Source organism: Anabaena sp. UHCC 0204, from assembly GCF_009711975.1.
Taxonomy (GTDB): Bacteria; Cyanobacteriota; Cyanobacteriia; order Cyanobacteriales; family Nostocaceae; genus Dolichospermum.
The window spans coordinates 64,075-75,181 of record NZ_VIKW01000025.1 but is presented as its reverse complement, the minus strand read 5'-3'; the positions used below and the strand labels follow the sequence as shown (position 1 = coordinate 75,181).

Here is an 11,107-nt window from a genome sequence, read left to right as displayed (position 1 = left end):
TTTTCCTTTTAGCTTTTGTAAAGCAATTAGCATTAAAAGCATTTGTTCATCTGGACTAGATCCTTCCCAAAATCTTTCAAATACTGGACTAGCTACACTTTGAAATTTTTCTCCTACTGGTGTTAAGTCATTCAGAGGTGCGCCTGCATCTATACGATAATCAAAAATTTCAGAAGCCACCATTTCAGCAAGCTGAGGATGATAACCCGATAAATTAGCAATATAACGAGCTTCAGATGAACTAAAGGAGGGTTGATCTGTTTGTTCAATCCTGTGTAGGAGCTTTAAAATATCATCTTCACGAAATAGTTGTAAACGACAACTTGTAAACCCATTCTCAAATGGTGATATATTTTGAACAGCTAAAGGTTTGCATAATTTTTGAAGTGAGTAGCGAGTAGCAACAACTAAGTTAGCTTTATTGAAATCTCGTGTAGTTAGAGAACGAAGACCTTGCAGAAATGTACGAGTGCTATCAAGATGTTCTGTATCAGTTCTTATTAAAGCATCAAAATCATCCAATACTAAAACTATTCTTTTATTTGCTCCTGCTGCTACATCAAGAACATCATGAAAATCATTAGCTCCTAGATCAGCACCTTTTTCTATCCGTTGCAGTAAAGCCTTACATTTTTCTTTTATAGGGCTATCTTCAAGTTTTATATCTAAAGTTTTTGTACATTGCAACCAGAAGTTACTTGCTGTTTTAGGATGAACACTATCTGAACAATTAAAAAAAACAAAAATGTGATTCTGGAAGTTATTCAGTGTCACATCAACAGATGGACTAGAAATATATTTAAGCATAAGACTTTTGCCAATACCTCGCTCACCATATATTTCTAAAGCACCTCCTTCAGTCATCAAAGAGCTAAAAAATTTACTTGCTCTTTTGCGATCTATAATGGCTTGTTCCGGTGGTGTACTATTTCGGAGAAAAGGATTAATTAAACTTTTCATGATTTATCCTCTAAGGAAGTTTTTAACGTTTTTAATTTGGTTTTTGCAATCATAATTATTAGGGGATGATAAATCTTCCCAAGTATACCTATAATACCACCTGATATTAAAATAATAGGTATAAATATTAAAACAAAGCCAATACAAGCAGTAAATATGGTAAGGATCGCGATGAAAATACTAATTACCCAACTAACCAGATATTGCTTAATAAATAGAAATACTAATACAATATAGAATATAAATAATATTCCAATAAATAGGGCAGAAAAGTCTTGAAAAGCATAAGTAGATATAATTCTTATTTCTTTTTCACTTAATTGTACTCCTGCTTCTTGTAAGGATAAGACTAATTTTGCAGCAGTTGCGGGATTAATATCTGCTTTCGATATCTGTATTCGTGTAAGTATAACCCATACTTTCTGCTCCTGCATTTTTAAATTATCATAAATATATTCATCATTATCAGTGCTTAAATTTGAATGATTTTTAATAATTTTTTCTTTTATAGATATTATTTTAGATTCTAAGACACGTACTAATCTAATTCTTTCTTGTCTACGAATAATTTCACTTGATGAAATACTATCATTTCTTTGTTCCGTATACGCTCTAGAATTTGTTTCTATTTCAGATAATAAATCATTATTATTTTTTATAATATCATGTTGATACTGTTTTTCAAATTCATCTATTTGTTTATTTTTTAGCATTTCTTCTGTTATTCCACTTAAATTTTCCTCACTAGGCATCTCTTTAATAAACGCTAATTCTTCTTCTGGATCAAAAGATTTATTCCTTTGCCCAATATTTAACAACCGTTCAACCTGATCTAGGTATTTCTCCAATTGTTCTGTCAGATTTCTTATTAATCCCCTCTGCCATTCATTACTATTTTGTAATTTTATTAATTTTTCATATTGCTCAGATGCTACAGAAAAATCACCTTTATTTTCAGCATATTGGGCATATTCTGCTAAAGCTTCTACCATTTCAGGTAAAACATTATGATCATACAAATATAGTTTATATAGTGCTTCTGCTCTGCCAGCTAAATCTCCAGTAAGATAGTATATATCAGCTAATCCCCGCAAAGCACTGCAATGATTTGGTATATGTACGAGTACCTCTTTATAATCTTTTATAGCAAGATCATAACTGCCAGCCTGACGTGCTTTATCTGCAAATTCACAGCGATTATTTGCTAAAATTTGGTGAATATCAATTTCTTCTTCCCTGCTAGGTTCTAAAGGTATATTCTCTGTTACCCAAATTCTTACTATTTCCACAGTTACATGAATAGCTTGATCATTACCTTTCAATAACTCCCATTTTATAAGACTTTCTAAGGTATTGTTCAATTCCTCTCTGTTCAAGTGAACCCGGTTTTTCATTAACAAATGAATAATCTTATCTCTATTAGCTTTTTTTATATCAGATGTTAAACTCGCAACAGTAGCTAATACACGTTCCTCAATAGTAGGTACACGAGCAATACTAGCAATAGCACCTTGATAAGCTTGAAGAGTTTTAGGTATTACAAAATTTACATCATTAACAGTTGCTATTTCTCTTTCTTCATCTAAAACTACGTATTCAAATACTTCAGAACATAATGCTTGCGTGAGATGAGGTTGTCCATTCGTTAATTCATAAATCCTATCAATAGCTGTTTCTTCATAAGTCAGTATTCCAAAAGTAGGCTGAATTATTAGTTGTTTTGTCTCTGGTTGAGAAAAAAAACTAATTCTTTCTTCTTTAGATGAACTAACTATAGGATCATATTGTATGGGTAATTTACCAATGTCTTTTCCAACTGTCAAAACCCACTTTAATTGGTGTTCACCCTTTACTAACTCGCCTAAAAAAGAAACTAAAACCTCTGTAGATTTATTAATTGTCTGCTCACCTAAATTATCAAACTCATCTACTATAATTACAAGTTCCTGATTTCCTAAATGCTCAAAAACTTGAGGCAACCACTCATCTCGAAATAGTGTATGACTAAATTCCCATTGATTAAGATTAGGTACTTCAATATTAATTTCTTTAGCAATAGTCTTAGCTAAATGATTCTGAAACTGTGGCAAGGTATCTTGCACATAACGTTGAATATCAAATATTACAGGAACAAGAGGCAATAGATTTCCCACTCCTGATTTCTCATCCTTTAAAAAATTGTATAATTTTTGTAAAAACGAACTTTTGCCGATACGACGCTGCCCTTGTAGCAACACAACATTTGAACTAGCTAAAGCTTGGTTGACTTTTGCTAGTAAATCTTTACGACCATAAAAATCTGAACCTGTAACTGGTGGACCGGCTTTATAAGGATTAATAATTAAGGTAGTCATTGAGGGATTACAAATTTAAGGATTAAGGCAGCCATTACATTTGCCCATATAGTTCTATTCTATACCGTTAAGGAGATTTTTGACTTCTTGGTATAAGTTATCTAACCAAATTTAATTTTACCTTGATTTTTGTGTATTTAGATACATCATAAATTACCAAATCATCGCCAAATTCAAAACAAAACCCTTTAAAACATCTTCCCCCGAAACCGTAGCAGGAGAATCCAAAACCTCAACCTCCTTACCTTGTCTATAAATCTCCACCTGACGAGATTTGCGATTAATTAATATACCTAAACGCACACCATTATCTATATATTCCTTCATCTTTTCTTGTGTAGTCTTCAAACTATCACTAGGAGAAAGTAACTCAATGACAAAATCAGGACAAATAGGAGGAAACTTTCGTTTTTCCTCATCAGTTAAAGCATTCCATCTTTCTAACTTAATCCAAGAAGCATCAGGAGAACGATCTGCACCATTTGGTAATTTAAAACCAGTAGAAGAATCAAAAGCTATCCCAGTACCATCAGCATCAGTCCAATTAAATAACTGCTGATTTACCCTACCATTACGATTTCCCGTTTCTCCCCCCGCAGGTGACATAATTATTAATTCCCCATTTGCATTTCTTTCAAATCTCAATTCCCGGTTATTTTGACATAGCTGAAAAAACTGATCATCAGTCATATCTATCACTGATTTTAAACTCACAGTTAAAGCATTCATAACCACATCCCACAATTACAAAAATTATTACTTCACTCAAATCACAAACCAATCTCCCTCTTCCTTTGCGCCTTTGCTCCTTTGCATCTTTGCGCGAAACAAAATCAAGATATCATAGGCAGGTATTTCACCTGCCCATTTAATCCTATTCTATCCCCTCAATCCGATTTTCCACCTCCTGATACAACTCACGTAACCGATCTAAATTCTCCTCACTAGTCTCCCAATAACCGCGTCCATTCATTTCCAACAAAGTAGAAACAATCTTGCGGAAAGAATGAGGATTGAGATTCATGAGACGCTTTTGCATTTCCTCATCTTTGATGAAAGTCTCATTCGTGTCCTCATAAACCCAGTTATCCACAGCACCAGCAGTCGCACTCCAACCAGTGGTATTTACCAACCGTTTAGAAAGTTCGCGCACACCTTCGTAACCGTGAGATAACATTCCCTCATACCATTTGGGATTTAACAACTTAGTCCGCGCATCTAAACGCACAGTTTCTGATAAACTTCTGACCTGTGCATTCGCAGTAGTTGTATCTGCAATGTAAGATGCAGGTTTCTTGCCATCGGCACGCAGACTTGCTACTAACTTAGTAGGATCAGAGTCAAAATAATGGGAAACATCTGTTAAACTGATTTCCGAAGAATCGAGATTCTGGAAAGTTGCATCAGCAGTTTTTAAAGTCGTTTCAAAAATCTCCCGTGACTCATCCATAACCCCAGGATTATCAGAATTGAAAGAGAAAGATTTCCGTTTCAAATACATTTCCTGTAACTCAGCTTCACTATCCCAAGTGCTATTCTCCACCGCAAGGTTAATATTAGAAGAATAAGAACCAGAAGCATTAGAGAAAACGCGAGTTGCAGCTTGACGCAGATTTATGCCCATGTCCTCAGCTTGTTTCAAAGCGTGCTTGCGGACAAAATTCATTTCCAAAGGTTCATCAGCTTCAGCAGCCATTTTCACACCTTGGTCAAGCAGATTCATTTGGTTAATGAACAAATCGCGGAATACACCAGAACAGTTAATGACAACATCAATTCTAGGACGACCCAACTCTTCTAAAGGTATCAATTCCAACTTGTTCACCCGTCCCAAAGCATCGGGAACTGGACGCACACCAATCATCCACATAATTTGGGCGAGGGATTCACCGTAGGTTTTGATGTTATCTGTACCCCAGAGGACACAGGCGATGGTTTCTGGCCAGTTGCCATCATTTTCTGACTTATTGCGTTCCAACAACCGATCCACGACGATTTTCGCAGATTGAACTGCGGCAGAAGTGGGGATAGATTGGGGATCTAAAGCGTGAATATTTTTACCAGTGGGTAATACGTCAGGATTACGGATAGGATCTCCACCGGGACCAGGGAGAATATATTCACCGGCTAAACCTTGGAGAAGTCCACCGAGTTCGTTATCTGCACAAACTTGTTTTAAGCAGAATTCCAAATATTCAAACAGGGGTTTTAACGCAGAGGTATCAACTTTGGTGTAACCTGATTGATGCAGTGATTCTAACCAAGGTTCTTTTCTACCCATGTACAAGAAATTCAACTTGGAAACCGCTATCACTCTACCTTCTGCGTCAATTTGTTCTTGAACTAAGGCCGTGACAGCCGCACGGGTAGCGAGGGTGATATCTTGTAATAGTTGCACATCTGCCAAAATGCCGGCATCGTTGTTTCTGTAGATATCTTCAATGGTGCGTCCCAGACTTCTAGCAATAATTCCGGGTAAACCTTGAATTTCTTCCTCTTGTCGGTCTAAACTGGCAATGTTGACTAAAGTTGCGATCGCTTCTTCCGCACTAGGAGGTTTACCAATTACGTGCAGTCCACAAGGTAACAAGCGCGATTCAATCTCCATCAACCGCCGATAAACGCTACCAACGATATTATCCCGTTCTTCCGAGGACATATCCTTAGAATCGGTTTCTGGTAACTCAATATCCTTGTCTAAGTTGACAATGCGGCATTTATCCATGATGGAATTGACAATGGAAACACCCCGGCCTGTGTCTTTCAAAGTTTGGTAAGAAGCAATTAACTCGCTGAGTTCCTTCAAACCTTTGTATAAACCAGCATTTTCCGCAGGTGGTGTCAAGTAAGAAATTGTTTCTGCATAACTGCGACGTTTGGCAATTGTGGCTTCACTGGGGTTATTGGCTGCGTAATAATACAGATTCGGAATTGAGCCAATTAGTTGATCTGGGTAACAATCACCAGACATTCCCATTTGCTTACCGGGCATGAATTCCAATGAGCCATGTGTCCCAAAGTGTAACACAGCATCAGCGCCCCAAATCCGTTCTAGATAGGTGTAGTAAGCTGCAAAGCCGTGATGAGGACTTGCGGAACGGGAGAATAACAACCGCATGGGGTCGCCTTCATAACCAAATGTGGGCTGGACTCCAATAAATACATTACCAAATTGTTTTCCGTAAATCAAGAGATTTTGTCCGTCGCTGTTCAAGTTTCCGGGAGGTGGTCCCCAGTTTTCTTCTAAGCGTTGGGAGTAGGGTGTCAGTGCTTCATATTCTGGCACAGACATTTTGTAAGCGATGTTGAGTTCGGGACTGTTGTATTGTGCTTGTGCGTCGTGGATGACTTGTTCTAGCAACTCTTGGGGAGTTTCGGGAATGTCTTGTACGTCGTAACCGTTGTTTCTCAGTCCTTTCATGACTTCATGGATAGAACCGAATACGTCTAAATATGCGGCTGTTCCCACGTTACCTTTGTCGGGAGGGAAGCTGAAAACGGTGATGGCGACTTTTTTGATTAATTTGGGTTTACGGCGCAGACTTGCCCATTTTAAGGCGCGTTGGGCAACTATTTCTACTCGGTCTTGTAAGGCGATCGCTTTCCCAGTTGCCCCATCTTTACCAGATAGGATAATCGGCTCAATTGCCCCGTCTAATTCAGGTATAGCAATCTGTAAAGCCACTTGAATGGGATGTAACCCCAAATCGCTATCTAGCCATTCTTCGGTGGTTTGGAAGACCAAAGGCAAGGCGACCATGTAGGGACGGTTGAGGCGTTTTAATGCTTCAATAGCTTTCGGATGATCTTGTCTAGCTGGTCCACCCACCAAAGCGAAACCAGTTAAGGAAACTACCGCATCTACTAATTGTAATTTAGTTGTAGGTTCATAGAAATAAGCTTCGATTGGTTTAGAGAAGTCCAAACCACCAGCAAACACAGGCAGAACTTTTGCACCTAATGATTCTAATTCCTGGACAATTGCCACATAATGGGCATCATCACCGGTTACTAGGTGAGTTCTTTGTAAAACCAAACCTACACATGGTGCAAGAGGGTCTTTAAGATTTCGGGAAATATCCTTGCGGACAGCATACCAGTTGAGATATTCTCGCACATCCTCAAACATATTTGGCGCTAAAGGATGCCAAATCCCCATGTCGGGATAAACAACAGGTGCTTCATACTTAGCAGCAGCAAAGCTTTCTTTTTCCGCGCCTTTCAATACGTATTTATCAGCCAGCATCAGCAAGAAGTTTTCCAGGTTTTCGGCTGAACCACCTAGCCAATACTGAAAACTGAGCATGAAGTTTCTCGCGTCTTGTGCTTTTTCCATAGGGAGGAATTTCAGCACTTGGGGGAGTGTCCGCAACAACTTCAACATTCCGTCTTGGAAACCAGCGCCAGATTTCTCCTTGCGCTTTTTCATGAAGTTAGCAATGACGCTCTTGGATTGTCCTAATTGCGCCAAAGAGAAGCTACCCATTTTGTTAAGGCGCATAACTTCGGGCATGGAGGGAAAGACAACGGATACATCGAGATTATCACGATGGGGTTCAACTGCGGCAACTACTTTCTGTGCTAAGTCTTCTATAAAAATTAGAGAAGCAATGAATATATTAGCACTGGCTATATCACGTTTCAACTCCTCATAGTTTTCAGAGTTGCGTAGTTCTTCAATCATGTATCCACTGATTTCTATGGCTACGCTGGGATGATTAGCGTTAATTTCCCGGACCGCTTGTGATAATGCACTTTGGTATTGGGATTCTAGCACGACATAGACAACCTTGATTAACTTACGTCCCCGTAAATTGTCAGGTGCAATATGCCTAATAGTGGACTTGACTTGGGTAAACATTCAAATAAGCTCCTTTCAAGCGTGTTCTCATGAAGTTCCTCACGGTTAATATGGCCGTTTGTAACTTCAATTATCTTCGGCAATAAGAGTTTTTTAGCAGAAAACTCGGATTCTGTGGGGGTTTTGTCCTATATCTGACACAAAATGATATAGAAAACAACATATTTATTCATGAATCTTAACAAAGAATGCAGGTTCTCTCACCTGGTTTTAAATTTTGTTTACATAATTATGCTGTTATGTAACAAAACGTTGGTGCTGACAGTATTGTGATATTTTGGTTTTGAGTTGAGCGAATCGTGCGATCGCCCAGTTGTCTGTAGGACAGTAGGTTCAAATTATTGTTCTAATCTACTAGCTTGCTTACTAGAAAGATCAAAACTCTAGAAACTATGTATATAAGGTGTAGTTAAACGATGATAGTAATCCAGAAACGTAACGCCTATCAAAAACACACATTTGAGCAGAAAACTCTCCTAAGAGGGGCATTTAACAAAATAGATCTCGAAATAAGGCGTATAAGATTTATGCTTAAAGAACAAAAAGGTTTTTTGTTCTTTAAGAGTCATGTTTATTCTAAAGAAACTCTCTTTAATGAATTGCACCATGGAAAGATTTTGAAGATATTGGATAACGTCAACAATCTTGCTGTAATTTGGAATAGACATGGCGTTTTGACTCGAGATGGTATCAAGTTTTTTGAATCCAAGCATCAAGAGATTCATAGAGAGCTTGAAAAACTTCAAAACGAAATTGAGAGGAGAGACGGTACTTGGTGGGAAAAGATTTCCGGAGCATTCAGAGAGTTTATTAGTTTTATCAAGGAACATATCCCTCAATTTGCTGTCGGTTTCTTAATGGAATTTGCAAAATATCCGGCTCTCCAACCGTTTATCAGCTTTTTTCTACCATCTCCTCAATTATCTTCTGCTGAAACTAGACTAATAGAAGAAGCTATAGGAAATTATATAGATGTTGATGTTACCACAACTTCGAGCAGTATTGACGATATTGACGATTAAATTTGCGAAAGTAGTCAGTGCGATCGTTTAAAATTGGGGTTGTGTGCGATCGCTGTTTGGGGATGTTGGGATGCGATCGTTTAAAATTAGGGGGTTGTGAGCGATCGCTGTGTTGGGGTGCGATCGTTTAAAGTTATGGAGTTGTGAGCGATCGCTGTTTGGGGATGTTGGGGTGCGATCGTTTAAAATTAGGGTTGTGTGCGATCGCTGTTTGGGGATGTGGGAGTGCGATAGTTTAAAATTGGGGTTGTGTGCGATCGCTGTTTTGGGGTGTTGGGGTGCGATCGTTTAAAATTGGGGTTGTGTGCGATAGCGAAGCGCTCCGTAGGAATCGCTGTTTAGGAATAAGTTGGGAGAGAGATCCTCTAAAGTTGGGTAGTTGTGAGCGATCGCCTTAATAATCCGTAACTTGTGGCATAATCATAATGTAAATTTTAGGAATAGAAATTTAAAATTTAGTATAATAATGAATAAGTTAGAATTTACTTGGGATTTACAAAAAGCTGAGAGTAATATTCAAAAACATGGAATTTCTTTTGAAGAAGCAAAATCTGCCTTTATTGATGATAATGCTCGTTTAATTTATGATCCTGATCATTCTCAAGATGAAGATAGATTTATTTTATTAGGAATCAGTGTTTATTATCGCCTTTTAGTTGTTTGCCATTGTTATCGAGAAAACGATTCAATAATTAGGATTATTTCAGCCAGAAAAGCAAATAAACTAGAACAAAAACAATATCAGGAGTTTCTATGAGAGAAAATTATGATTTTTCTAAATCCGTCAAAAATCCCTATTCTAAACAGTTAAAAGAACAAGTTACAATTGATTTAGAAAAGGATGTTATTCAATACTTTGAAGAAATAGCTCAAGAAACAGGTATTTCTTATTTGAATTTAATTAATCTTTATCTGCGTGAATGTATGGAAAATAAACGTAGGTTATCGTTGATAGAAAGCAACAATTAAATCTGTATTGCTAGAATTTGATAATTGCAAAAATCAATTACCTAGAGTGCGCTACCATTTATTTAGTCATTTTTAGGATTAGAATTGATTGTGACTACATCGCTCAACATCAACGAAGCCTTACTAAAAGAGGCGTTGGAACTTGACAATCAGGTGAACATTGATTCTTTAGTAGAAACAGCACTGCGCGAATATATTCAACGTCGTAAGCGGCTCAAAGTATTAGACCTCTTTGGGACCATCGAATATGACGAAGGCTATAACTATAAGCAGCAACGTCATCAAGCATGAGCATTATTGTTGATACTTCTGTTTGGTCACTGGCTTTACGTCGGAAAACACCACCTGATTCTTCCCCAGCAGTCACAATATTGCAGAATTTAATCACTGATGACCAAGTTGCCTTGATAGGCGCGATTCGCCAAGAAATTCTTTCTGGAATCCGCAATTTTGAACAGTTTACCCGTCTGCGAGATTACCTCCGAGCTTTCCCTGATTTAGAACTCATGTCTGAAGACTACGAACTTGCCTCTGAGTTTTTCAATACCTGCCGCAGTAAAGGCATTCAGGGTTCAAATACCGATTTTTTGATTTGTACAGTTGCTCATCGTCGCAGCTACAGCATCCTCTCCACTGACAATGATTTTCAGAATTTTCTGGTACATATCCCTATTATTTTATTGCCTGTTGAGGGTTAATGCGATCGCGCAAGCAATCCGCAGGAATCGATTTATTTTTGTACTAATTTAAAAAATGTTTCTTTATCAATACCAATATCTTGAATCATTCTCATTAAAGTACCTGGTTTAATGTCTTTACCTGAATGAATTGGAACAACAACTCTTAAACCATCAGCATTCTTGTAAATAGCATGACTACCTCTTTATCTGTCAAAATAAAAACCTGGAGTTTCGATAACCTTAATAAAATATTTAGTTTTT

Annotated in this window: 10 protein-coding genes and 1 pseudogene; 6 read left to right on the top strand and 5 right to left on the bottom strand. The window is 37.6% G+C overall.

Translation table 11 applies throughout. The annotated features are described in order from the left end of the window. The 4 genes from FJR04_RS19035 to FJR04_RS19020 form a co-directional block, all read right to left on the bottom strand. Positions 1-960, bottom strand: a 960-nt coding sequence (locus FJR04_RS19035) for an ATP-binding protein (RefSeq protein WP_168497656.1), incomplete at its 3' end; no start/stop codon positions are given. After that, positions 957-3,314 (bottom strand): ATP-binding protein, encoded by a 2,358-nt coding sequence (locus tag FJR04_RS19030; RefSeq protein WP_168497654.1) that lies wholly within the window; start codon positions 3,312-3,314, stop codon positions 957-959. The genes FJR04_RS19035 and FJR04_RS19030, both read right to left, overlap by 4 nt. 153 nt (positions 3,315-3,467) lie before the next feature. Next, complete coding sequence (locus tag FJR04_RS19025; RefSeq protein ID WP_168497652.1) at positions 3,468-4,043, bottom strand: Uma2 family endonuclease; 576 nt, start codon at positions 4,041-4,043, stop codon at positions 3,468-3,470. A gap of 145 nt (positions 4,044-4,188) precedes the next feature. Next, positions 4,189-8,175, bottom strand: a complete 3,987-nt coding sequence (locus FJR04_RS19020; RefSeq protein ID WP_168497650.1) for a magnesium chelatase subunit H — start codon at positions 8,173-8,175, stop codon at positions 4,189-4,191. A 527-nt stretch (positions 8,176-8,702) separates the two neighbouring features. Here FJR04_RS19020 and FJR04_RS19015 point away from each other — a divergent pair. The 6 genes from FJR04_RS19015 (at position 8,703) to FJR04_RS18990 (ending at position 10,864) form a co-directional block, all read left to right on the top strand. Continuing rightward, positions 8,703-9,197: a hypothetical protein gene (locus FJR04_RS19015; RefSeq protein ID WP_168497648.1), complete on the top strand. Its 495-nt coding sequence runs from the start codon at positions 8,703-8,705 to the stop codon at positions 9,195-9,197. Positions 9,198-9,306: 109 nt separating this feature from the next. Beyond that, the gene (locus FJR04_RS19010; protein WP_168497646.1) at positions 9,307-9,489 is read left to right on the top strand and encodes a hypothetical protein; all 183 of its coding nucleotides are present in this window, start codon (positions 9,307-9,309) and stop codon (positions 9,487-9,489) included. A 174-nt stretch (positions 9,490-9,663) separates the two neighbouring features. Then, the gene (locus tag FJR04_RS19005; protein WP_168497644.1) at positions 9,664-9,954 is read left to right on the top strand and encodes a BrnT family toxin; all 291 of its coding nucleotides are present in this window, start codon (positions 9,664-9,666) and stop codon (positions 9,952-9,954) included. Next, the gene (locus FJR04_RS19000) at positions 9,951-10,166 is read left to right on the top strand and encodes an antitoxin (protein ID WP_168497642.1); all 216 of its coding nucleotides are present in this window, start codon (positions 9,951-9,953) and stop codon (positions 10,164-10,166) included. The genes FJR04_RS19005 and FJR04_RS19000 overlap by 4 nt, the downstream gene beginning before the upstream one ends. A gap of 90 nt (positions 10,167-10,256) precedes the next feature. Next, positions 10,257-10,457, top strand: coding sequence for a type II toxin-antitoxin system VapB family antitoxin (locus FJR04_RS18995; protein ID WP_168497640.1), 201 nt, complete (start codon positions 10,257-10,259; stop codon positions 10,455-10,457). Further along, positions 10,454-10,864, top strand: coding sequence for a PIN domain-containing protein (locus FJR04_RS18990; protein ID WP_168497638.1), 411 nt, complete (start codon positions 10,454-10,456; stop codon positions 10,862-10,864). The genes FJR04_RS18995 and FJR04_RS18990 overlap by 4 nt, the downstream gene beginning before the upstream one ends. A 32-nt stretch (positions 10,865-10,896) precedes the next feature. On the opposite strand, the pseudogene FJR04_RS26260 reads toward FJR04_RS18990, so the two are convergent. Next, positions 10,897-11,037 (bottom strand): annotated as a pseudogene (locus tag FJR04_RS26260) (type II toxin-antitoxin system HicA family toxin); the annotation flags it as partial. Positions 11,038-11,107 lie beyond the last annotated feature (70 nt).

Bases quoted from the DNA above. Each gene is read 5' to 3' on its own strand.
- FJR04_RS19000 (WP_168497642.1), top strand. From the start codon at position 9,951: ATGAGAGAAAATTATGATTTTTCTAAATCCGTCAAAAATCCCTATTCT.
- FJR04_RS19030 (WP_168497654.1), bottom strand. From the start codon at position 3,314: ATGACTACCTTAATTATTAATCCTTATAAAGCCGGTCCACCAGTTACA.
- FJR04_RS19025 (WP_168497652.1), bottom strand. From the start codon at position 4,043: ATGAATGCTTTAACTGTGAGTTTAAAATCAGTGATAGATATGACTGAT.
- FJR04_RS19020 (WP_168497650.1), bottom strand. From the start codon at position 8,175: ATGTTTACCCAAGTCAAGTCCACTATTAGGCATATTGCACCTGACAAT.
- FJR04_RS19015 (WP_168497648.1), top strand. From the start codon at position 8,703: ATGCTTAAAGAACAAAAAGGTTTTTTGTTCTTTAAGAGTCATGTTTAT.
- FJR04_RS19005 (WP_168497644.1), top strand. From the start codon at position 9,664: ATGAATAAGTTAGAATTTACTTGGGATTTACAAAAAGCTGAGAGTAAT.
- FJR04_RS18990 (WP_168497638.1), top strand. From the start codon at position 10,454: ATGAGCATTATTGTTGATACTTCTGTTTGGTCACTGGCTTTACGTCGG.